17 protein-coding genes are annotated in these 24,961 nt (G+C 34.2%); 9 read left to right on the top strand and 8 right to left on the bottom strand.

Features of this window, described 5'->3' with window-relative positions:
• Positions 1 to 429 precede the first annotated feature (429 nt).
• Together EAH81_RS08325 and EAH81_RS28120 are read left to right on the top strand one after the other, a co-directional pair.
• Positions 430 to 4,356, top strand: coding sequence for a starch-binding protein (locus EAH81_RS08325; RefSeq protein ID WP_140505821.1), 3,927 nt, complete (start codon positions 430 to 432; stop codon positions 4,354 to 4,356).
• 194 nt (positions 4,357 to 4,550) lie between these two features.
• Entirely contained in the window at positions 4,551 to 4,643 is a 93-nt protein-coding gene (locus EAH81_RS28120; protein ID WP_140506468.1) for a T9SS type A sorting domain-containing protein, read from the top strand.
• A gap of 232 nt (positions 4,644 to 4,875) precedes the next feature.
• Here EAH81_RS28120 and EAH81_RS08315 read toward each other — a convergent pair whose 3' ends face one another.
• The 3 genes from EAH81_RS08315 to EAH81_RS08305 all read right to left on the bottom strand — a co-directional run bounded on the left by EAH81_RS08315 (position 4,876) and on the right by EAH81_RS08305 (position 11,631).
• Positions 4,876 to 5,970, bottom strand: coding sequence for a DUF695 domain-containing protein (locus EAH81_RS08315; RefSeq protein WP_140505819.1), 1,095 nt, complete (start codon positions 5,968 to 5,970; stop codon positions 4,876 to 4,878).
• A 343-nt stretch (positions 5,971 to 6,313) separates the two neighbouring features.
• Positions 6,314 to 8,248: an amino acid permease gene (locus EAH81_RS08310; protein ID WP_140505817.1), complete on the bottom strand. Its 1,935-nt coding sequence runs from the start codon at positions 8,246 to 8,248 to the stop codon at positions 6,314 to 6,316.
• Between the two features lie 476 nt (positions 8,249 to 8,724).
• Positions 8,725 to 11,631: an FAD-binding and (Fe-S)-binding domain-containing protein gene (locus EAH81_RS08305; protein WP_140505814.1), complete on the bottom strand. Its 2,907-nt coding sequence runs from the start codon at positions 11,629 to 11,631 to the stop codon at positions 8,725 to 8,727.
• A gap of 999 nt (positions 11,632 to 12,630) precedes the next feature.
• On the opposite strand from EAH81_RS08305, the gene EAH81_RS08300 reads away from it, so the two are divergent.
• Together EAH81_RS08300 and EAH81_RS08295 are read left to right on the top strand one after the other, a co-directional pair.
• Entirely contained in the window at positions 12,631 to 13,779 is a 1,149-nt protein-coding gene (locus EAH81_RS08300) for a hypothetical protein (protein ID WP_140505811.1), read from the top strand.
• Positions 13,780 to 13,833: 54 nt separating this feature from the next.
• Complete coding sequence (locus EAH81_RS08295) at positions 13,834 to 14,148, top strand: hypothetical protein (protein WP_206669078.1); 315 nt, start codon at positions 13,834 to 13,836, stop codon at positions 14,146 to 14,148.
• On the opposite strand, the gene EAH81_RS08290 is transcribed toward EAH81_RS08295, so the two are convergent.
• On the bottom strand, positions 14,096 to 14,458 hold the full coding sequence (locus EAH81_RS08290) for a helix-turn-helix domain-containing protein (RefSeq protein ID WP_140505809.1): 363 nt from the start codon (positions 14,456 to 14,458) through the stop codon (positions 14,096 to 14,098). The two genes, EAH81_RS08295 and EAH81_RS08290, sit on opposite strands and share 53 nt — an antisense overlap.
• 148 nt (positions 14,459 to 14,606) lie before the next feature.
• Here EAH81_RS08290 and EAH81_RS08285 point away from each other — a divergent pair, with 148 nt between their 5' ends.
• Positions 14,607 to 15,173 (top strand): hypothetical protein, encoded by a 567-nt coding sequence (locus EAH81_RS08285; RefSeq protein ID WP_140505806.1) that lies wholly within the window; start codon positions 14,607 to 14,609, stop codon positions 15,171 to 15,173.
• A 930-nt stretch (positions 15,174 to 16,103) separates the two neighbouring features.
• Entirely contained in the window at positions 16,104 to 16,337 is a 234-nt protein-coding gene (locus tag EAH81_RS08280; RefSeq protein WP_140505804.1) for a hypothetical protein, read from the top strand.
• A gap of 85 nt (positions 16,338 to 16,422) precedes the next feature.
• Here EAH81_RS08280 and EAH81_RS08275 read toward each other — a convergent pair whose 3' ends face one another.
• From EAH81_RS08275 to EAH81_RS08260, 4 genes are all read right to left on the bottom strand, one after another.
• A complete protein-coding gene (locus EAH81_RS08275; protein ID WP_140505801.1) occupies positions 16,423 to 16,701 on the bottom strand; it encodes a hypothetical protein in 279 nt (92 codons plus the stop codon).
• Between the two features lie 168 nt (positions 16,702 to 16,869).
• Entirely contained in the window at positions 16,870 to 17,559 is a 690-nt protein-coding gene (locus tag EAH81_RS08270; protein WP_140505799.1) for a hypothetical protein, read from the bottom strand.
• A gap of 323 nt (positions 17,560 to 17,882) precedes the next feature.
• Positions 17,883 to 18,146: a hypothetical protein gene (locus EAH81_RS08265; protein ID WP_140505797.1), complete on the bottom strand. Its 264-nt coding sequence runs from the start codon at positions 18,144 to 18,146 to the stop codon at positions 17,883 to 17,885.
• An 82-nt stretch (positions 18,147 to 18,228) separates the two neighbouring features.
• The gene (locus EAH81_RS08260) at positions 18,229 to 18,978 is read right to left on the bottom strand and encodes a DeoR/GlpR family DNA-binding transcription regulator (protein ID WP_140505795.1); all 750 of its coding nucleotides are present in this window, start codon (positions 18,976 to 18,978) and stop codon (positions 18,229 to 18,231) included.
• A gap of 220 nt (positions 18,979 to 19,198) precedes the next feature.
• On the opposite strand from EAH81_RS08260, the gene EAH81_RS08255 reads away from it, so the two are divergent.
• The 3 genes from EAH81_RS08255 (at position 19,199) to murQ (ending at position 24,673) form a co-directional block, all read left to right on the top strand.
• Positions 19,199 to 22,261 (top strand): SusC/RagA family TonB-linked outer membrane protein, encoded by a 3,063-nt coding sequence (locus EAH81_RS08255; RefSeq protein WP_140505792.1) that lies wholly within the window; start codon positions 19,199 to 19,201, stop codon positions 22,259 to 22,261.
• A 16-nt stretch (positions 22,262 to 22,277) separates the two neighbouring features.
• The gene (locus EAH81_RS08250; RefSeq protein WP_140505790.1) at positions 22,278 to 23,555 is read left to right on the top strand and encodes a RagB/SusD family nutrient uptake outer membrane protein; all 1,278 of its coding nucleotides are present in this window, start codon (positions 22,278 to 22,280) and stop codon (positions 23,553 to 23,555) included.
• A gap of 296 nt (positions 23,556 to 23,851) precedes the next feature.
• A complete protein-coding gene (murQ, locus tag EAH81_RS08245) occupies positions 23,852 to 24,673 on the top strand; it encodes an N-acetylmuramic acid 6-phosphate etherase (RefSeq protein ID WP_140505787.1) in 822 nt (273 codons plus the stop codon).
• Positions 24,674 to 24,961: the final 288 nt, after the last annotated feature.

Genomic DNA, 24,961 nt, shown 5'->3' with positions numbered 1-24,961 from the left:
AAATCATTTTTATACCGATAGCTACCGGGAGCGTGAAAAAATAATTCGTAAAAAACTTTGTGCCTTCGCGTCTTCGTGGCAAAAAAAGTTCACAGTTTCTTACAAAAGCAAAACAGTTCTTTATAAATAAATTTGCACGATTTTTTATTAGTTTGTTTAAATCCGCTGGAGATCTCTTGCTCCACGCGGATTTTTTTATGCCCAAAAATGTCTTTCACATTCATTTTCAAATAATTAAAAACTCAAAAAATATATTCTTCAATAAAAAACAACAAATCTTGCGAATAAAGTTTTTTTCTTCGCTATTTTAAAAAAGTTGTAAACACTAAAACGTTGTAGTTCTTCAATTTCAGATTATTAAATAATTTTAATGTTAATAAAATATACTTTTAACAAAAAAATAACCACTTAACTAACTAAAATTGAATTATGAAAAAAACCTTACTTTTGCTTTATGCGTTATTAATTCCCTTTGTTTTTTTGCAGGCACAGGTGAATACTACTTACTTATGGCACCTGCATCAGCCCACGTATTGGGGTGATATCAGTAAAAAAAATCCTAACCGATATCAGATCGTAAAAGAGTCTCAGGACTTAAAAGTTTCTGGTGCTAATAATGACAAAAACGGTCTCGCACATCCTACAAACAATCTAGAAGAAATCTTTGGTACCGGCGATCGTGTTGCGGCATATCAGTTTGCGCCAAAAAATGCTATTAATTCTATCAGGGATTTGGCCAAAGCCGGAGCGCAAATTACGTATGGTGGTTCTTTGATGGAAAACGTGAACGAACTTGCCCAAGCCAATCAATGGGGATATTCTAATTCGTGGACGCAAAACATTAAAGATGCAAAGGCTTGGAAAACTTCGGGCGGATTCTCTCGTATGGAAGTCGTTTCGTTTACGATGCATCATGCACTTTCGCCTTTGTTGAGCGATGAGGCTTTGAAAAAAGAGATTAAAGCGCATCAATATTATAGCGCCCAATTATTTGGCTCGCATGATTCTAAAGGATATTGGCCTGCCGAATGTGCTTTTTCTGAAAGAATTATTAAAACCCTGACGGAATGCGGTATCGAATGGTCTGTAATTGCCAACAGTCATTTGTCCAGAACTCTGGCAGATTATCCCATAAAATATGGTTCTGGCGGAACAATGTGTGATGTTCCTAATAAAGCGGATCAGGTAGAAACTACTGGAAACAATTGGTTCTCGGCTCAAAAAGATGCTCGTGGCGGTCAGTTTGCCGTGCCGTATTCTTATCTTCCGTACAAGGCAAAATATGTGGATCCGGAAACAGCGCAGGAATACAAAATTACGGTGGTTCCTATGGCTGATTACGAAAGTTATGAAGATGGATATGCTGCAATTGGCACTTCGCTTATTGCGCCTATTGTTGCAAAAGCTTCGACTTCGCCAAGACCTCCTTTGGTTTTATTTGCCCATGATGGCGATAATGCCTGGGGCGGTGGTTCATCTTACTACAACGAATCGGTTACGGGGTTTTCTCATGCATCTGCGGCTAACGGAAATATTCCGACAACAATTCCGCAGTATTTACAGGATAATCCCGTTCCTGAATCGGCAGTTGTGCATGTTGAAGACGGTGCGTGGGTAAATGCTGATGGCGATTTTGGGCATCCACAATTTACAAACTGGTTGTGGCCGTTTTTTGATCCAGTTACCAAAAAATTCAATCCAAATGGCTGGACGGAAGATATGATGAATCAGGCGATTACTACTGCAGGTGAAAACCACGCTATTATGGCGGAACAACTGGAAGGAAATAATCTTAGAATGAGCGAAATTGTAAATCCAACCTCAGCTGTAAGTCCTGCTGAAAAAGCCTGGCATTTTTTAATGGCGGGTTATGATAGCGGAAATGCGTATTACGGTCTAGCCGAAGACTTAGAAATAAAAACAACACTGGCGGTTAACCGATGTGTGCAATTTGCAAAACCTACTCTGGATGCACATCCTGGTGTAGATGCTACAAAACCATCTGTGTTTATTCCGCAACGCTGGCCTTATAATCCGGGAGAAAAAGGATATGGTGCGCCTTATGCGTATAAAGATTTTCTGAATTCAGCAGATTTTACGGTTTATACATTTGCTTATGATGTAAGCGGAATTGAAAGATCTGAATTGAAATACCGAGTGGATGTTGATGGAAAAAATAGTCAAAGCTCCAATCAAAACGAAACTTATGCGGGTGGTACCGAAGTAGGAAACTGGGTTTCATTACCTATGACGGAAAGAGTTTTCCCTAAAGGGAATTTTACTAATAGCCCTCAAGCCGATTTATACATGCTTCCTGACGTAATCGCCAATCAATACTCGGCTGAAATTGCAGGAATATCCGAGAAATTATTGGATTACTATGTTGAAGTTACGGATAAAAAAGGAAATGTGACCAAATCGAAAATTCAACATGTTTGGGTTGGAAAAAATCTGGATGTGGCTCCAAAAATTGCCTTTACTCCAGATACCAGCAACTCCCTAACCGCTTTTGATGTAACTATTTCAGCAACTGACAGCACTGACCCAAAACCAAAATTGTATTATACAACTGATGATTCTACTCCTACGCTTTCGTCTTCATTTGCCGAATCCACAAAAACGATTAATATCGCGCAAACAACCACTGTTAAGGCTTTTGCGGTAGACAAAGACGGAAATCAATCTGAGATTGTTACTAAGACTTACACGATTGGAGCAATCCCGGAATTCACGGTTTATTTCAAAAAACCTTCCAATTGGAATGCTGCCGTAAAAATCTATTATTGGTTGCCAACCGGAACATCTCCTGCGGTAACTTATCCGGGAATAGCCATGACGCAGGATTGTGGCGATTGGTATAAATATACTTTTCCATCAACTGTAACGGCTTCAAATTTATTATTTAACGACGGAACCTTAAAAACTGCCGACTTAAATTCGACTGGCGGAATTAAGTTTTATGATGGCGCCTGGTTAGCTGCTGAACCTGCAAACAGATGTTCAACTACTGTAGCGCCCGATTTTACAATTTCGCAAGCTGGTGGTTCTTTTACAACGGGAACAACTTTAAACGTTGTTTTGACCGCAAATGAAACAACTTCTACTATTTATTATACCTTAGACGGAACTACTCCTACAACAGCTTCGGCTTCTTCGGTAGGATCTAAAACACTGGCAATAAACAGTACAACTACTCTTAAGGCATTTGTGAAAAATGCAGCGGGAACAAGTTCGGCTGTTAAAACGGAGACTTATACTTTTAGCACTCCATCTACTTTTACGGTTTATTTTAAAAAACCAACCAACTGGAGTTCTGCTGTAAAAGTATATTACTGGTCACCAACAGGAACAGCTCCTACTGTAACATATCCGGGAGTAGCCATGACTCAGGATTGTGGTGATTGGTACAAATATACTTTCCCGTCGACGGTAAGTGCAACGAATTTATTGTTTAATGACGGAAATCTTAAAACAGCCGATTTGAGCACTACGGCAGGAATTAAATTTTACGATTCGGCTTGGTTAGCTGCCGAACCTTCTAACAGATGTCCCGTTATTGTTCCTGATTTTACAAATTCAAAACCGGGAGGAACATTTACAACCGGAACTACTGTAAATGTCGTTCTGACTGCAAATGAAACAACTTCTATTATTTATTATACTTTAGAAGGAACCACTCCTACCGCAGGTTCTACAGCTGCAATTGGTACTAAAACACTTGCCATTACTGCAAATACAACTTTAAAAGCATTTGTGATTAATGCATTAGGAGTTTCATCGGCAATAAAAAGTGAAGTTTATACTTTTACTGCTGTTCCAACTCTGACTGTTTATTTTAAACCGCCAACAAGCTGGACTGGTATTCCAAAAGTACATTACTGGAATGCTGTTCCATCAGGAAGCGTTGCCAGTACAACGTGGCCGGGAGTAGCAATGGTAGCCGACACAAATGGTTTTTATAAATACACTATTACAGGTCCAACATCTGTAAATGTAATTTTTAATAACGGTTCAAGCGGTTCTGCAAATCAAACTCCTGATTTATTGAATAAAACTGACGGCTACTCTTATACTTGGGGTACAACTACTTCTAAAATGGCGGCTAGCCCAACAACTACAGAAGAAGAATCGTACGCTGTTCGTTTATTCCCAAATCCTGTAGATCAAACTTTGCAGGTAAACTCAACTGTTCCGATAACTGATTATAGCATTATTTCGGCACAAGGAAGTGTAGTTCAGGAAGGAAAATCCAATACGAGTACTATTGATGTAAGCCGTCTTAGTGCGGGACTTTACTTTATTACGATCAAATTGGAAAACGGAAAAGAAACCATGCAAAAGATTATTAAAAAATAAATTCTTAAAAGAATTATTTAGGTAAGCAAAAAAATATGAGCAGAGTTATTTCACGCAGATATTAAAGGATTTAGGCAGATGTACGCAGATTCTATTTTAAATAAAGATCAAAAATTAAATCTGCTTTAATCTGCCAGATCTGCGTGAAATATTTTTTTCTAATCCATTAATCCATAACAAAAAAATAAAGTACTATTGATGTAAGCCGTCTAAGTGCGGGACTTTACTTTATTACGATCAAATTGGAAAATGGAAAAGAAACCATGCAAAAGATTATTAAAAAATAAATTCTTAAAAGAATTATTTAGGTAAGCAAAAAAATATGAGCAGAGTTATTTCACGCAGATATTAAAGGATTTAGGCAGATGTACGCAGATTCTATTTTAAATAAAGATCAAAAATTAAATCTGCTTTAATCTGCCAGATCTGCGTGAAATATTTTTTTTCTAATCCATTAATCCATAACAAAAAAATAAAATGCCGTTCTGTGATTAATTATCAGAACGGCTTATTCAATATTTATTTCTCCTCAAAATGACTAAAAGACTGCCAATATTTGTCTTTATAGATTTCATAACTTATTTCCAGTTTTTGGCTGTACTTCATAATTATCTGATCTAAAACTTTTGGTGGTTTTCTAAATTCTTTACAAGCAAAAAAGATTTCCCTTTTACCATCTGTTGTCTCTCTACCAACATTTAAATATCCATCTGAATCGGGCAGACTAAACATTATTTCATCTTCGATATCGTTCATTAACTTATACGTTTCGCTATCAAGCAAACCGGTATTATCAGTCCTATTAAAAGGAATCGAAATAATAAAAACCCACGGATGTGATACTTTTTTATCCCATGCTAAAAGTGTTGTATTGATCATTGCTAAAATAATTGCTCCGCTTTTCCTTTTTCCTTCAAAATTTGCATAACCATCAAATTCTGTATCATGCCTTACTCCATCATATTTTTCGATAAATTCCTTTTCTCTCCAAATTAAATAATCTTTTAACTTTTCAATCGGAATTAACTCTTCTGAAACTTCCTGATTTCCTATTACTTTCATATGATCTATTAAAGTAACGGAGTGTAATTCGCCTAAATAATTATCGAGGAAAATATAAACTCCATTGCTTACCGCTGCCTTTTTATCTTCGGTATAATGGTCATAAACAATGGTTAAATCAATTTCGTCAGGACAGTTTTTATCTATATTCGGATAGAATTTTAAATTGTCTTTATTAAATTCAAAATTCTCATATTTTATTCCAACATCTTTAATGTCTACTGCCTGTTTAAGAGCAGTAAATTTCCAGCCTTCAATTTTTGGAGCGGAATTGACCAACTCTTCTATTACATAAATATTTCTAACTGCTCCATCGGGTGTTAGAACTAATTCGGCCGTTTGATCATCAGACATTCCTGTTAAGAAATAAATTCCATCATGAATTTCATCTAGTTTTGGAGATAGCTTATCGAAAAAATCTGTATGTATATTTTTACCATTTTGGACAACTTTGAAAAACTCTTTTTCATGTTTTAAAAACCAATTCCAAAAATCAGTGTATGTCACTACTGGGGATTCTTTTTTGCCCAATATCTTATCAAGAAAACTCATGTATCGAAAAATTAAATTAAAAATTTATTAAAGACAAACCTAAGAAAAAAGCTTTAAAAAACATAAGATTAATTATACGAAATTTTTACTTTAAAAAATTAATAACGGGTATAAACAAAGAAGAGGTCGGTAAATATGAGCAGAGTTATTTCACGCAGATTTAAAATGATTTAAGCAGATGTACGCAGATTTTATTCATAACTAAATCCAAATTAAATCTGCTTTAATCTGCAGAATCTGCGTGAAATATTTTTTATTAATCCTAACAAAAAAAATGCCGTTCTAAGAATAATCTCAGAACGGCATTTCAATTTATAATTTATAATTCACAATTAATAATTATCTACACTTCTTTAGGAAAATTCAGTTTACTATTTTTTCGACTATAAGTAAAGTAAATAACCAATCCCATTAATAACCAGATTGTAAAGTAAATCCAGTTCCACACGCTTAATTCAGCCATCATATAAAGACAACAAATAAGTCCTAATAACGGAATTAAAGATAAATTTTGTCTGAATGACCAAACGGCTAATCCAATCAAAACTATTATAAAAATCCACATTGGGATTTTGTGTTTGAATAAACTGAAACCTGATTCATATTTTAGCGAATCGTTGATTGGCAAACCTTTTACAACTTCAGCATATTTTACCGTATCGTCCTGATATTGACTCAACAAATGCTCTAAATCAGATGTTTCGGCAGTTTTATTGTGAACATCGATACTTTCTAAATAATTGAAGACTTTAGTCGATTCTTCTTTATCTAAAGAGGTAATAATTGTCGTTGCATCATTTGTTTGGGTCTCATTATTAATAAAAGCCATTGTTGCTTTATTATTAAAAGCAAAAGCATAATACAATCCGGCAATCATTAAAACCGGCATAATATATTTTGAATTTACATAAGGCGTTTTGAATTTCCCTCTTGGAATATCTGTTTTATTTTGCAATACCAAAACTCCCGCACAAACCAATACAAAGGCAAATAAAGTTCCGATACTGCATAAATCTGTTACCATTGTTAAGTTCAGAAACAAAGCTGGAACTGCCACCACAAAACCTGTTACAATTGTAGCAAATGATGGTGTTTTAAATTTTGGATGCACTGTCGAAAATTTCTTTGGCAATAAACCATCACGACTCATACTCATCCAGATACGAGGTTGTCCCATCTGGAAAACCAAAAGAACGCTCGCCATAGCTACCACCGCACTTACAGCAATGATTCCGGACATCCATTTTAGATTTAATTTATCGAAAACAAATGCTAAAGGATCTCCAACATTCAATTCGTTATAACGCACCATTCCGGTTAAAACCAAAGCAATGGCAATATATAAAATAGTACAAATGATAATCGCCCACATCATTCCGCGTGGTAAATCACGTTGCGGATTTTTACATTCTTCAGCAGTTGTAGAGATGGCATCAAAACCAATATAAGCAAAGAATACCGCCGAAACTCCTTTTAAAACACCACTTACACCGTTTGGTGCAAACGGATGCCAATTGGCAGTATCGACATAAAATACACCCACGGCAATAACCAAAAGGACAATGCAAAGTTTTACAACTACCATAGCATTACTGGCATTACGAGATTCTTTCATTCCTCTGTAAACCAAAGCAGTAATTAAAATAATGATGAATAAAGCCGGTAAATCAGCCACAAAATGGAAAGAACCAATTGTTGGCGCTGTTGTCCAGGCAGTATAGGAAGCCTGCAAAGCAGTGCTTAAGTTTTCGTATGATTTTCCGCCTTGCATTAAAGCAGTAGCATCTTTAAATCCGTTTGAAGCCGTTAGATAATCCATTTGAATCCATTGCGGCAAATGAATTCCACCACTCTGGAGCAGTCCTGTAAAATAATCACTCCACGATATCGCGACAGTTATATTTCCTACGGCATATTCCATGATTAAAGCCCAACCGATTATCCAGGCGATAATTTCTCCAAAAGCTACATAAGAGTACGTATAAGCACTTCCTGAAACCGGAACCATCGATGCGAATTCGGCGTAAGCAAAAGCAGCAAAACTACAGGCAAGTGCCGTAAATAAAAACAAGAAAATAACAGCCGGACCACCATCTGCGCTGGCTTTCCCGATCGTACTGAAAATTCCTGCTCCAACAATAGCTGCAATCCCAAAAGCAGTTAAATCTCTGGTTGTTAAATGCTTTCCTAGTGCATTATGACCATCTGCTTCGTTTTTTGCAACCTGTTTCAGAATATCTTGTACCGTTTTTTTACGGAATAAACCTGATAATGCCATATGTGATTTTGCTTTATAAATTAATATATTTCGGTCTTTGTGGTTTTATTTTGCAAATAATGCAAAAATTATCCTGATTTCAAATATATAAAACGATTTTGTTTCTTTGCAAATTATTTTTTTGCCGCAAAGGCGCGAAGACGCAAAGTTTTTTTGCCACGAATTGCACAAATTTTATGAATTATTTTTTGCCCACAGATTGTGCGGATTAAACGGATTTACGCTGGTTTATTTTTTTGCCACGAATTTCACGAATAAGCACGAATTATTTTCTCACGCTCCCGATAGCTATCGGGATAAAATGATTTAAGCAGATACGCGCAGATCAATTTAAATAAAAATCGAAAATTAAATCTGTTTAAATCTGCGAATCTGCATGAAACAAAAATCCTTTTAATCTGTGGCAAAACTTTTAGACAAAGATTAGAAACAAAAAAATTCGTGCTTATTCGTGAAATTCGTGGCAAACATTTTTTTTACTTCAAGCAGCTTCTTAAAATACTTACCGGATGTTGTGCTTCTCTACTTGTTCCGTCAAAAATTTGATGACGACAGCTAGTTCCTGCCGCTGCGATTTTTACATTTTGAGCAGTGGCTCTTACTTTTGGAAACAGAGTGTCTTCTCCCATTTGCATACTTACCTGATAATGTTCTTTTTCGTAACCAAATGATCCCGCCATTCCGCAACAACCCGAATTGTAAATCGTAACCGTATTATTGATTGGTAAATTCAGCATTGCGAAAGTCGCTTCAACAGAACTCAATGATTTCTGATGACAATGTCCGTGAATCTTGATTTCTTTCTTTTCATCCGAAAAAGCATCAGACGTAATCTTTCCATCTACAATCTCTTTTTTAAAGAATTCTTCGATTGTAAAAGCACTTTGCGCCACTCTTTCTGCACTTTCTTTATCATCCGCAAGACGTAAATATTCGTCTCTAAAAGTCAAAATTGCCGAAGGTTCGATTCCTATTAATGGCGCTTTCGCGGAAATTAAATCCTTGAAAATGTTTACGTTGGTATTGGCTATTTTCTTAGCTTCTTCCAGGAATCCTTTAGACAAATAAGTTCTTCCGCTTTCTTCATGATTCACAACTAGAACTTCGTAACCTAATTTGGTCAATAATTCAAAAGCATCAATTCCGATATTTACGTCGTAATAATTTGTGAATTCGTCATTAAACAAGTACACTTGTCCGTTCGGGAAATTATTATCTTTAGGTTTATAATTTTCATACCATTTCTTAAAAGTCTTTTTCGCCAATAATGGAACTTGTCTTTCCGGCGCAATTCCCATGCTTTTTTTCACAAGAGATTGATTCGAAATAAAATTCGTAATGGACGGAAACAAACTTCCCATTTTATTGAGTTTTGCATTGTGAGCAAAAATCTTATTTCGGGTCGAGAATCCGTTTGCTTTTTGATATTGGTATAAAAATTCTGCTTTTAAAGTTGCAACATCTACATTACTCGGACATTCGCTGGCGCAGGCTTTACAGCTCACACATAACTCAAAAACTTCGTAAAGTTCTTTCTGGTCAAATTTATTTTCTTTCTCAGAATACGTCAAATATTCACGCAACGCATTGGCTCTTGCACGCGTTGTTTCTTTTTCATTTTTGGTCGCACGATAACTCGGACACATCGATCCTCCTGCCGATGGCAATTTTCTACAATCTCCCGATCCGTTGCATTTTTCGGCAGCACGCAAAATCCCTAAACTGTCGGAGAAATCCTGAAACGTCTTAATATCCGGCTCAACTCTGCCCGAAACCACACGATGGTTTTCGTCCATTTTCAAAGCATTGACAATCTTCCCGATATTCAAAACCGAATTCGGGTCAAATGCCAATTTGATTCTTTTCAGCAATTCATAATTTGTCTCACCAATCATAAACGGAATAAACTCTCCGCGCACAATTCCGTCGCCATGCTCACCGCTTAGCGAACCTCTGTATTTTTTAACCAAAATAGCTACATCTGTCGCGATGGTTCTGAATAATTTTAAGTCAGATGTTTTCTTCAAATTCAAAACCGGACGCAAATGCAGTTCTCCCGCTCCTGCATGTGCGTAATAAATCGCAGCTTGTCCGTGACGTAACATCATCGCCGAAAACTCTGCAATATATGCCGGCAAATCGCTCAATTCAACCGCTGTATCTTCAATAGAATCGGCTGCTTTGTTATCTCCAACAATACTGCCCAAAAGTCCTAATCCGGCTTTTCTAAGTTCGTTTACTTTGTCAATATCGGCACCGTAAATTTTTACGAGTGCATAACCAAAATTATTTTTTTCTAAATCCGCCACTAAAGCATTTGCCTGATTCTCGGCATCTTTAGGATCATGTGAAGCTACCTCAAACATCATAATTGCTTTAGGTTCTCCAACCAAAAAGAATCTGTTTTTTGACTGTTCCCGATTCGTTTTGGTACAATCCAAAATCGTGTCGTCGATCATTTCGCAAGTGTACAAATGGTGTTTCATTGCGACTACAACTGATTCCAGCGATTCCTGAATGCTATGATAATGCGCCACAACCATAATATTATTGACAGGCGGTAAATCGTCAACTTTTAAAGTGATTTCGGTTGTAAAAGCCAGCGTTCCTTCGCTTCCGCAAAGTAATTTCCCCAGATTAATTGTTGGTTCCGTTCCGCCAAACAAATCCGATTTTAATAGAATATCAACGGCGTAACCTGTATTTCTCCTGTGAATCTCCGGTTTCGGAAACTCCTTTACAATTTCTTCCTGCGTAGCTTTTACCGAAAGTTCGTCGTAAATGTTTTTGTATATTTTATTTTCTAAAGTATCACCTTTGGTTTTTTCAATAAATTCCGCCGAAGTCAGTTCGTTAAAAACTACTTCAGAACCGTCGCTCAAAAGTCCTTTGATTTCGACAATTTTATCACGCGTTACACCATAACGAATCGAAGTTGTTCCCGAAGAATTATTCCCCACCATTCCGCCAATCATACAACGGTTTGAGGTTGAAGTATTCGGACCAAAAAATACACCGTGAGGTTTCAGAAATAAATTCAGTTCATCGCGAATCACACCAGGCTGAACCGTAACCGTTTTTTTAATGGGGTCAAAATTCAGAATTTTGGTAAAATTCTTTGATACATCCACCACAATTCCGTCGCCAACCGTTTGCCCCGCAAGCGAAGTTCCCGCAGTTCGTGGCGTAATCGAAATATGATGTTTCCCCGCAAACCGAATCAGTTTACTAATATCGTCTATCGTTTTAGGCACCGCAACCGCTTTTGGTCGAATTCGATACACCGAAGCATCGGTCGAATAAAGCGTTTTATGAAGATCATCGTATAAAAGTGTTCCTTCTAATGATTCTGATAATTGTTGTAACTCTTTAACTATTGACATTATTTTATGGCTTTTCTTTTCAGATACAAAAATAGTTTTTTTTAAGGTTTTTTTATAGGTTCAGAGGTTCAAAGTAGCAAAGGTTCAAAGGTTTTTTTATTGGAGTTTTTTTTCGTTATGATTTTTTTATCACATAGGCGATAAATTCATCTTAGAAAAGTAATTTGACACAAAATTTGTCATTTTGAAGCAAGGAGAAATCACATAAAGTAACTCCGCAACAGTGTGTTCGTCCCGCGTGTGATTTCTCGTTCCTCGAAATTGACAAATCACGGATAATTGGAATTTGGTCCCGAAGCTTCGGGATTAAATATTGGAATTTAAAAAAGACATTTACCGCAAAGGGCACAAAGTATTACGCAAAGTTCACAAGGATTTGTTTTATTTCGCTTTGCTTTGAGATCGCAAATGGATTGCGAAAAAATCATGCGGATAAAATTAGAATTTGGAATTTTAAACCCGTTTGTCACCCTGAGCGAAGTCGAAGGCTTATGAAAACTAAATTCAAATATTAATCAAGAAGCCAAAAAAGTTTGGAATTTGGGATTTCTTTATTGGAACTTAAAAAAGACATTTACCGCAAAGGGCACAAAGTATTACGCAAAGTTCGCAAAAATTTGTTTTATTTCGCTTTGCTTTGAGATCGCAAAGGGATTGCGAAAAAACCATGCACATAAAATTGGAATTTGGAATTTTAAGTATTGGAATTTTAATTAGAAGCTATTCCTGCTGTCCTTCCAATCTTTTGTGGTGAACCCCACCACAAAAGGATTTTCCCTCCCATCAGGGCTAGGGCACTTGGTTTCAAAAGGAGATTTAGAGGAACTCTGTAATTAATTTTCTTCAAAAATGATAATCCGAAATCTGCGATATGATTAATAACTTAATCTACATAATTATAAATATGTTCCTATATTTGACTTTAACTAAACTAACCAATTCTCGAAAGCTCAAACAATTTTATTTAGTAGCTTTTTAAACATTATACAAACTTTTAGCATGAAAATAAGATTACTACTTTTACTTATTCTGAGCTCATTTATTGTCAATTCCCAATCAAAAATACAAGAACTATATGAATATAAAGTAAACGATCATTTGATTAAAAAAGATGAAAATTTACAGTTTTGGTTAGATAGTTTAACTTATAAAATTAATTATGTTGGAAATAATTATTCTCAAAGTTTCCATCATGAACAGTCTTTTACCACATTCAATTTAATAACAAAAGATACTTTATTAATTAAGATCCCCAAAACCCCTTTAAAACTATCATTTAAGACTATTCAAAAGAGTAATCGAGGGAAATCTTCACAACCTTTAATTGTAGAATACAACATCCCTTTTTATTCAAAATCTACAAATGCATTTGATCCAACGACATTTCAATATAAGGCTTTTGATTATTTCCGATTAGGATTAGAAATACTCCGCATAAATGAAAGAGAACTTATTGCTAATACATTAAACAGAATGATTGATGACAATTATAAGAGTAAAACATCAAAATTTGACATTCTTATAAATGATATCAATAAAAATAAAAAATATAATATTCCTTTGATAAAAGAGAAGGATCAAAATATTCAAGAAGTAATACGAGAATTAAATAAAGTTACAAAAGATATTCCTAAACTAATTTACGATGTGTACATCTATGATAAAAAGGGTGAAGAAAAAACATGGAGTAATGTTCAGGAATTTTATAACGCGATCTCGGATAATATTAAAACATATTTAGATAACTATATTAATGATTGGTTAGTTATTAAATTAGAAAGACCAGAATTAATATTATTCCCTACAAACTGGATTAAACAAAAATCAAACGCTGAATCTAAAAACAGCACTCAAAATGCGCTCTACTTTGATAGAGTTTTATTTGTTAAAAATCAGTTTGGGCATTTCTTTGAAATAACATTTGAATTAACAAACACAGAACAAGTAGAATGGTGTTACGGGTTAGAAGAACATTATAATGCACTGAAAGGAAAAAAAACAACACTAAAAGCATCACTAGAAAATCCCATTTCGATTAGACCTGAAAAAATAAAAATATTTGTTTATCCAAATAAAATAAGAGGTATTTTAATAGGAAATCAATATGAAGAAATAGAACTTTTTAATTCTAAACTAAGCTTTAAATAAACAAACATCTATTAATAGAAGTTTGAATTTTCTAGATTTTGATCTCAATAAAAAATGGCTACAGACGGAATAAAAATAATTAACGGAGACTTAGCAAGAGATACTTACGAACAAATAATGGATTTGTATGATAGTGATGCAAGTATTGAAACCATCAGAAAAGAAATTCCTTTTGTCAAAAATGATTACAGAACCGACACCGGTTTTTATCATGAAATATTCGTGACTTCTTACATACTTGCTTTTTGGGAAATTGGAGAAATGACAGAAGAAATTCTTGAACAAGTAAATCAAGTTATTGAATTAAAAGTCGGGGTTATAGAATATCTAATTTACTTCTCAAATAAGCAATTTCGTTTTTTAAATTAATTATTTGCTCTTTATACAATTCACGTTCTTTATTAAAAAGCTCTTCAATTATTCTTCTTTCATTATTATCAATCTCTTTTATATTCGTTTTAGTTGTCTTTGTTAAAAATTGATTTCCATCAAAATCCAAGATAAAATTCACATCAAGTTCAAATATCAAGGCTACTTTTCTTAGTCTTTCTAAATTAATTTTTGTCTTACCTCTTTCAATATCAAAATATGCAGATTGCGATAGTTCTAACAAATCGGCCATATACTCCTGAGAATACCCCTTAATAATCCTGATTTTTCTAATTTTTTCACCTATCATTTTTTATTACAAAAATAAGAAATAACTTATAATTAAAAATTATTATTATAAAGTAAAACCCATAAATTATAGGTAAGTATTATTATAGTTTTGGAAGCATCAACAATCTGAAACGTACAATCATGAACATCAAAACACGGAACATGGCATGGCTTTAAAATGGTTTTTTAGTATTATATTCTTAATTCCGATAATAACTTATTGTCAGGATAAAGAATTTAAAAACAAGGGATTTAGCGTTGAAACATCAGTGCTAATCCTGTTTCCTTATGATTTTAGAATACCATCAGAACATGATGAAATATCTGAAACGAATACAAAATCTAAAATATTGGGAACAAGCGTACACTTAAACTATTATCTCTCTAAGTGTTTTGCTCTTACAGCAAGCAGTGGATATGAATTTATCAACCAGCCAAAAATTGATTACATACCAATTACCGGAGGAATCAAATGGGTTTTGAACGACACAAAAGAAAGCCTGTTAACTTCTTTTGATTTGGGCGGACATTTAGGGCATGTAGAAAAATTTGGTGTTTTATTACGAATTGGTGTGGGATATCGCTTTGTCATTTTCGAAAAAATGCTTGGCAGTTTTGAATTATGCTACTCGCACCAAAATTTGTATAAAACATTTACCAATTCTAACAATCAAAAAACAGATTATCACAATATTGAAAGTGCCGGATTTAAAATAGGAATAGAAATATATTAAATAATGAAATTATCAAAAATAATAGCTCTTGTTTTTATGATTCCTGCTAAAGAGAGCAATTTCATTAAGTTAAGCTTTTTTTTTAAGATAATTATCACCAAACAATTTTCACACAAAGACTAGACGTTTTTAAACTGACTACCCTCCAGCTTCAGCTGGAGGTATTTAATGCCCCAATAAGATGGCTTTAGCCAAAAATGCGCGATTTGGCTAAAGCCATTCAGATTGGTTTTATAGAAACTCCAGCTAAAGCTGGAGCCAATTCAAAACTAAACTTTGCGAGAAAAATTCTAACTTAACAAAGCTTAACTTAATGAAATTGCGCTCGCGCTCAATGTTATTAAGTTAAGATATTTTAGATTTTGTTCCATTGGAACACCTCATTGGTAGAAAAAAAATTCATCGAGAGAAACATCGTCCCATTGGGACGTTTGAGAAATTGTATATGTAATCTGTATATGTTTTTACCAATAATTATTTATAAAATCAAACGTTCCTACGGAACGTGAAAAAACACCATATTTATTGAGCTACCAATGAAATGTTCCAATGGAACAAAAACAAATTGTTCCATTGAATTTTTCCTTAACTTAATGAAATTGCACTCGCGCCGGCGGCTAAAAAGGAGAAGTCGCCGTTGATTTACACTTAAGAATATGATATAATTTCTAAATCTAAAAAATGCATAATTTAAAATTAACTTCAAAACTTAAATCTCGATCCTAAAAAGGTCGGGATTTTTTTATTTATTTCTTTCTAACAATATTGTGGATTAAATCAATAAACAGAAGGATTTTTCCTATATTTGAATATTCTTAAACTACGACATTAAGAATTAAATAATCTTTACTCAAATTGTAAGTGCCATTATTGGAAATAACAGTAATACTCATTAGCAATATGGGTTTTAATTAACTAAAATGTCGAGTTATGAGTACAAACACCCTTTCAAAAGAAGCCGAAAAAAGGCTGACAGATTTTTTTAACAAAACAATAGAACCCGAAGGAATGGCGAAAGCAATAAGGCAAGTAAATTATATACTCGCTTTAGGAATTTTAAGAAAAGATGAAACCCTTAAAAACGAAATAGAAAACCTCGAAAACAGCTTTTATTGGCTCAATGAATTAGCCGAAGTTTTAAATCCTTATTTGAATTTGGAATAAGTTTCCGCGATTACATCTTTTAAAATTAGTAATAAACTAGAAAACCTGCTAATCAGCAGGTTTTTCTAATAATTATATGGTCATTTTATTTCAAATTATTATCTAACCACGTTTTAATATGCGTTTGACTTCGTAAATCTGAAGGTACATTTGTTTTAATTGAATACTCAATAGTAGTAAAATTTGATTCTGTAATACTAAGATTTCTTGTTACCATATATTTATTAATAAAATGTAACATTTCATAACCTTCGTTTCTATTCAATAATACATTATCAGGATACCCAATTACTTTTTTACTATCTCCTTCAGTAGTTGTCCATGAATAATTAAACTTTAAAGAATTTCTTCCAAAATTTGCCATACTTTTTGTTTTTTTTTTAAAATTTATAATAAACAAATGTAGAAACCTGATTCATAGCTTTTTTACGGAAATCCATAATATCGCTTTCCTATTTTAATTACAAATTGTTAATAAAGCACATATAAAACCCTCGATCCTTATCTATTTTTTTATTATAACACTTTATAGCTATATATTAATATCTGCTTTGTAATCAGAATGTTTGTTTAACCAAATCTTTATTTCAACTAATAAATCTTGTAAACTTAATCTAAAATCCTTAAGTGTCGTTTCGTTTTGATTAGTCGTAAACCATGTCACTTTAATATCTTTTCTTGCTTCTGGATATAAATCAAAATATATTTTAACATATTTATTTTTGTGGGAGAAAGTGTCTTCCACTGAAGAAGCAGACCATAATGATATTTTTTGAATTTTCTTTTTTATCTGATTAGGCAACCAAACATTATTTGCGAATTGATTAATTTCATTTAATCCTTTATTTATATCATCATAATTAAATACAATAATTTTATCGTCTATTAAATTATTCACTAATTCATTTGAAGTGTTACCAATTGAGATTACAGAATGATGTGTTCCAGAATCAGACTCATATTCAGTATAAATAGTTTTTGATTTTATTACTTCAAGTAATTTAAATACTACTTCTATATTTTGATCTAATACTTTTTTTGAAACTCCAAATTTATCAAAAAGTAAAAATGCAATAATTAATGTAATCAAACTGGAGATTATAGTAATTAAATTAGTTGATATATCTAAAGCCTCTTTATTATTATCATAGAGCCAGAATGGCAGTAAAAACATTCCTATAATTAGAATTATTACAAACCAATGTATCACATTTTTTATCATTAATTAAATATTAATATGGTTAAGGAATAATATGGACAATGATTTTTTTATTCATAAGATATAGATAATTTTATCACTTCCCTTTTTTAAGATTTCGAATTTAAACTAATTTTTCCATCCAAAATAATATGCTAAAAATATAACTATCAATGCAAATATCGCCGTTATTATTTGAGTAATTAAATTCTCTCTAATTAATCCTAACCACTTTGGTGTGTTTTTTACTTTTTGGCCATATTCTTCTGGTGCTAATATTCTTAAATACTCGAAGGTATCATGTATAGTGTAAGCATATTCTGTTAGTACCAATTCGGAATATCCATTTAATCTATTATCTCCTTTGTCGCAAATCCTTTGATAATAAGTTTTGCTTGAACTTCTTTATATTTTATATCAAGTTCAGAATTAAAATCAGGATATTTATTAGTTCCTAATAATATTTCAGGCACAGTTGAAACACCTTTTTCTTTAATACCTCTAACAACTCTTGTTCCAAGTAAAGCAACATGGTGTAACCAACCATCTTTTTCCTCTTGTTGAGATTTAAGGATCTTTTTCTTTATTCTATTTTTTTTCAAAATACTCATTTATCTTACAATTTTATTTTTTTTAATATTAAATCCTCAACCTGCTATCAAATAAAAAAACCTGCAAAATAACGCATTCCATTCAATACACTCTCGCCCCAGCCTCCACAAAACTTTTAATTCTGGAACTTTTCGGATTCAGCTCCGTTACTATAGCATCTATCTTATCGAGACCACAAACCTGATGCGGCATTTTGCCATTTATTTTGTCTGAGGTTGCCAAAACAATAACTTTATCCGAAGCCTTAATCATTTCTTTTTTGATAATCGAAACTTCATATCCCATTTCGGTAAGTCCTTGATTGACATCTAAACTGCTTACGCCTAAGAAGCAAACATCAGCCCTGATTTTAGACAAAACCTGAACTACGTCGATGCCTACGGTTACCATGGCTTTTTTCTGTAGTTTGCCTCCAATAAAAATCAGTTCGATATTAGGATGCTGTGACAATTGCATGGCTATAGGCAAACTATACGTATATATGGTAGCCGAAAAGTCAATTGGAATAAGTTTGCAAAAAGACAAATTGGTAGTTCCTCCGGTCATTATAATCACTTGTCCTTCGGTTAAAAACGATAGCGCTTTTTGTCCTACTATTATCTTTTTGTCTTCGTTAATAATGGTGATATCAAATACATTATTTGATTTCTCTTTTAGAGGAAAGGCCGCTCCATATACTTTATTGATCAGCCCTTTATTGTGTAATTCATTAAAATCCCTACGTATCGTATCCTCAGAGATGTTCAACTCTAAGGCAAGATCAATCGTATTTATTTTTTCGACATTCTTAAATTTATCCATGATAAATTGATGTCTTTCTTTTTTAAGCATTTTAAATTTTTAACAAATATAAAATATAATGCATTATCGTGCGCGATTTAGTTATTAATAATTCTAAAATACTTCTACAAGAGTTAAAACAGCATTTTAAAATAAATATTAATGCATTTTTATGCATTTTATTGTGTTAAAAATAAAACTATTGCAAAAAATCGCAATAATTAGAATTAATTCCTATATTTAGGTTTTCTAACCAAACAAATATTTTAAAATGAAAAAACTATTATTTATTTTATTTGGAATTATTTTGTTTGCACAACCCGTTCTTGCGCAAACAAAAACCGTAACCGGTACAATTACGAGTAGTACTGACGGACTTTCTCTACCAGGAGTATCCGTTTTGATTGAAGGAACCTCTAAAAGTACCGTAACAGATCTAGACGGAAAGTTTAGCATATCCGTAAACGAAGGCGAAACTCTTGCTTTTACTTTTGTTGGTTTTGCTCCTAAAAAAGTCAAAATTACATCTGGCACAAACTCAGTCAATCTTAAAATGACCGAAGAACTCAACACACTTTCCGAAGTTGTTGTTTTGGGTTCTACAGTACGAGCAACACGTAAAGAACTCGGAAATGCAGTGACAAGTATAAAAGGCGAAGATTTGGTTAAAGCACAACCCGGAGGTCTTTCGACAGCTTTACAAGGAAAAATTGCCGGAGCACAGGTTTCTCAAAATTCAGGAGATCCAGCCGGAGGCTTCAGCATCAAACTTAGAGGAACTTCTTCTATACTAGGCTCTTCTGATCCATTATATGTTATTGACGGAGTGGTTTTAAACAATGCCACAACCAATGTAACCAACCTGAATGTTACCAGCGGGAACTCTAATATGCAGATTGGTCAAAACAGATCGGCAGACATTAACCCAAACGACATTCAAAGTGTTGAAGTCTTAAATGGAGGCGCTGCTGCAGCAATCTACGGATCAAGAGCAGCAAATGGTGTAGTTTTAATTACAACTAAAAAAGGAGTTGCGGGTGAAACGAGATATACATTTTCGACCAGCGTAACTTCAAACCAAATCCGCAAAAAACTGGACATGAATATGTCCGACAAACAGTTTGTAAGTACTTCTCCGGCATTATTCCCAATTCAGGGAAATCCTGCGAGTCCAACTACTGTAACGGTTTTAGGCAGGAATCTTGAAACCAGAACTACAGATGTGCAACGCTACGATTATCAAGACGATATCTTTGGTACAGGCGTTGGAACTGATACCTACTTTTCGCTGCAAGGCGGAGACGAGAAAACCAAGTATTTTGCTTCTCTTGGTTATTTGGTAAACGAAGGGATTGTAAAAAATACTGACTTTAAAAGAGCCGGTGCAAAAGTAAGATTGAAACATGATTTCAATTCGAAATTATCCGGTACGGTAGGATTAAACTATATCAATTCGAGTTCTAATGAAAAACCGGACGGAAATGTTTTCTGGAGTCCTATTAACGCCATTAACATTACCAATAATATTTACGACATTCATCGAACAGATGCCAATGGTAATTTATTGGCTGTTGATCCAAACAGGGTAAATCCGCTTTCGATTATAGATGATTTCAAAATCACGCAAAATACAGATCGTATTATTGCGGATCTACAATTGAATTATAATCCTTTTAAAAATTTCAATGCCGATTTGATTTTTGGTATTGACAATTACAATCAAAGAGGAAACGTATTTATCCCAAGATATCCTTATGTGGTGAATCCTGCGTATTACAATGATGGTTATGTTTCTGAAGCGACCAACAGAGTCGTTCAATTTAATAACGATTTGAATTTAAGATACCTTTGGAACATTAACGATAAATGGAAAGCTACCACTTACGGAGGTTACAACGTGCAAACCTATCGCGATAATTTTGTGGCTATTGAAGGCCGTAACTTAAAACCGTTTATTGAAACTATAAATGCTTTTAATACTTTGATTCCGGGTTCTCCAAGTTCCAGCCAATCCAGATACAATTTATGGGGTTATTATCTTCAGGAAACTGTTGGTTACAAAGACAAACTTTATCTGACAATTGCCGGAAGACAAGATGCTTCGACTATTTTCTCAAGCGATAACAGATCTCAGTTTTACCCAAAAGCAAGTGCGAGTTATGTACTTTCTGACGAAAAATTTATGGAAGGAATTCATGATGCTGTAAGTTCAGTTCGTTTTAGAGCTTCTTGGGGAAAATCAGGAAGTTTAACAGCGATTAAACCTTATGCCCGTTTTACCAATTATTCAACCGGAACCCTTTTAGGAAACAGTACTTTTACTATTGAAGGATTCAAGCAAGGAAACTTAGACCTAAAACCGGAACAAAGTGTTACGTATGAAGTTGGTGGTGATTTTGGTTTTCTAAAAGATCGCCTGAATTTATCTTTCAGTTATTACAATGCCGATATTGATGATTTGTTATTGCCGGTTCAGTTAGCGGCTTCAGAAGGCGCTACAAATACCATTAAAAACATTGGACAAATGAACAATAAAGGGTATGAAATCAATTTGAAATATGATCTTATCAAAAAAGAGAATTTACATTTTGACGTTTTTGTAAACTATAGCAGCAACAGAAATAAAGTAACAGGATTACCGCAACAGCGCTTTAAATTAGACAGTAACTTAGCCGGAGCTCCTGTTTTTGTTGAGATGAACAAACCAATCGGAATTTTCTACGGCACTTATTTTGCCCGCAATGCAGATGGAAGTTTATTGCTAACGCCAGACGGATATCCACAGACTGAAAAAGGCGATGTGAATACTGGTGCGCCACAAAGAGATGCTTCGGGACAGCCTACAGGAACTATTTTGAACAAACAAATTGGTAATCCAAATCCGGATTATGTGATTGCGTTTGGAGCCAATGTGAATTACAAAAAATTCGGATTATCAATATTATTTGACGGCGTTCAGGGCGTAGATGTTTTTGATGCCGATTACAGAACCAGACAAGGTGTTGGATCTGGAACATTGGTAACTAAAGAGCTAAACGGAGAATTACCTCGTGGGTATATCTGGTCTGTTTATAATATTGAAGAATTTAGAGTTGTTGACGGAAGTTATCTGAAATTAAGAGAAGTTTCTTTGAATTATTCTTTCGGAAAACTAACCAGCTTCTTTGACGATTTGACCGTTACTGCGAGTGGAAGAAACCTGATTTCATGGGATAATTTCACCAGTTTTGATCCTGAAACCAATTCGGGCGGACAATCTTCGGTTGCGAGATACAATTTCGGAACAGTGCCAATTCCAAGTTCCTATTCATTGGCAGTAAAAGTTCAATTTTAATCAAACAAAAAACATCATGAAAAAAATATTCATTCCTATAGTAGCCTTTACATTGCTTTTTGCAAGTTGTAATGAAGATTATGTAGACCCTACAAAACCATCGTTGGAATTGGTTTTTGGAACCCGAGAAGGAGTTATTGGTGCTGCCAACGGATTACAGCAACTTTGGACTATTGACCGTACAAGTCCTGTTTACAACACCATTACAGGAAACGGATTCACCACAAAAGAATTACGATTAATAAACGCAGGAAATGTCGATGAAGGTGAACTTTCTGTTGGTGGCGGTGTACTTTCGACCAAAAATCAAGTCGTAAACAATCTTTGGTCACAATGTCTTGTGATTAAATCGGAATCTCAAAAAGTAATCGATCATGTTGATGTATTAACTTCGGAAAACGAAAAAGCAAGCGTTCTTGTTCATGCCACTATTTTTAAAGCAATGGCGATTACAACTCTTGTACAATATTTTCAAAGTGTTCCATTACAAACAGGAAAAAATGCCACTTTCAATTCCAGAGCAGAAGTTTTAGCCGAAGCTATTAAAATTTTAAAACTGACAGAACCTCTTCTTGACAAAGCAACAGGATTCTCTGGTTTGGTAGGTGGAATTAATTACAAAAATACCGTTTATGCACTTTTAGCAAGAACCTATTTAATGGCGGGAGATAATGACAATGCCATTGCTTATGCAAACTTGGTTGATCTTTCGGCTAAATCAGTTTTTGCCTTTGATCAGATTAGTGCGAACCCAATTGCTTACATTTCTATTACAACAAACAATGTTTTTCAGCCAGTAGATTTAACCTTGGGATTACCAACAGGTTTAGCGCCTGCAAGTACTGACGGAAGATTGAATTTCTATATTAAACCGGGTTCGAATCCTACAACTGCAACCGGATTTTTTGATTCGAATACAAAATCAATTCCGCTTTATTTACCTGGCGAAATGATGTTAATTAAAGCCGAAGGATATGCGCGTAAAGATAATTTGCCACAAGCTGTAATTGAATTAAACAAAGTTTTGACCAAAACTTCCGCAACAGATACGTACGGAATTGGAGCTAATCTTACGCCATACACCGGAGCTGTAACCAAACCTGCAATTTTAACAGAGATTTACAGAAACCGTTGTATCGAGATGTATATGTCAAGTCTGAAACTTGAAGACAGCAGAAGATTTGAACGTCCCGCTGCAGGAACTGCCGGAGCCGAGAGAAACCGTAACTGGTATCCTTATCCGGATTCTGAAAGAAATAATAACACTAATACTCCTCCCGATCCTGCTATTTAAAAATTGTAAAATTGGGATAGAATACAATGCCTTTACCGTGTGAACATAAATATTATAAACACGAATTTGCTTCGCCTGTTCGACTTTCAGTCTCGGGTCACGAATTTGCACAAATTTTAATGGGCTAGCTTAGTTTGTGAAATTAATTTCACAAACCTAATTAGTGTTAATTTGTGACCCGAGACTGAAAGTCGAACAGGCGAAGCAAATTCGTGTTTAAAATTGATTTATAATATTTATGTCCAAACGGTAGCATGATACCCCAATTTTTATAAAATAACCACAATTTATTTGTAATGAAAAACAAAATACCCGAAACCGAACAAGAATCTTTATACAAAAATTTAGATCAGATGAGCACCAAAGAATTGCTCATTAACATGAATACGGAAGATCAAAAAGTGCCTCAAATTGTTGAAAAACAAATTCCAAAAATTGAAAAACTGGTAAAAGCAATCGTAAAAAAAATGCAGCTCGGCGGACGATTATTTTACATCGGAGCCGGAACTTCAGGGCGCATTGGGATTCTGGACGCTTCTGAATGTCCTCCAACTTTTGGTGTACCGCACGATATGATTATCGGAATTATCGCCGGCGGAGATACTGCCATTAGAAAAGCGGTCGAAAATGCCGAAGACGATACAGAGCAAGCCTGGAAAGATCTGGGTAAACATCAAATCTCAAGTTTGGATTTTATTATTGGAATCGCTGCTTCGGGAAACACGCCATATGTTTTGGGTGGGCTTAAAAAAGCAAAAGAAAACAACATAAAAACGGGAAGTATTTCCTGCATTAGCAAAGGGTTAATTGCTGAGGTTGCCGATTATCCTATAGAAGTGGTTGTAGGCCCTGAATTTTTAACCGGAAGTACACGTATGAAAGCCGGAACCGCTCAAAAATTAACCTTAAATATGATTTCTACCTCGGTAATGATTAAATTAGGGAAAATTAAAGGCAATAAAATGGTTGACATGCAATTGTCTAACGAAAAATTAGTAAAAAGAGCCATTAAAATGATTATGGAAGAGCTTAATATCGAGCACGATCTTGCTGCCGATTTGCTACAAAAACACAAAAGCGTCAGAGCTGTTTTACAGGAAAATAACGCTAAAAAATAAAGTCGATAATAGTCTGGCGAATAAATCTCTCGCGAAGTTTTTGTCAATTTCGACGGAGGAGAAATCACACTAGTAATTCGACAAAGATTGGCGAATTTCTACGCGGAGTTTCGTGTGTGATTTCTCCTCCGTCGAAATGACAATATTGTGTTCAATTAAGTTTTCATGTGGACACAAATCTTACATATTAATTTCACGAACGAATTAGTGGCAATTAGTAAAATTAGTGTTTAATTGAACTTTTGAATTACACTAACCAAATTAAAAAATAATTTCATAACTAATCCA

This window comes from Flavobacterium pectinovorum, assembly GCF_006438875.1.
In the GTDB taxonomy this organism is placed as follows: domain Bacteria; phylum Bacteroidota; class Bacteroidia; order Flavobacteriales; family Flavobacteriaceae; genus Flavobacterium; species Flavobacterium pectinovorum_A.
The sequence above is the reverse complement of the archived record's forward strand: the minus strand, read 5'-3'. Positions and strand labels throughout refer to the sequence as shown.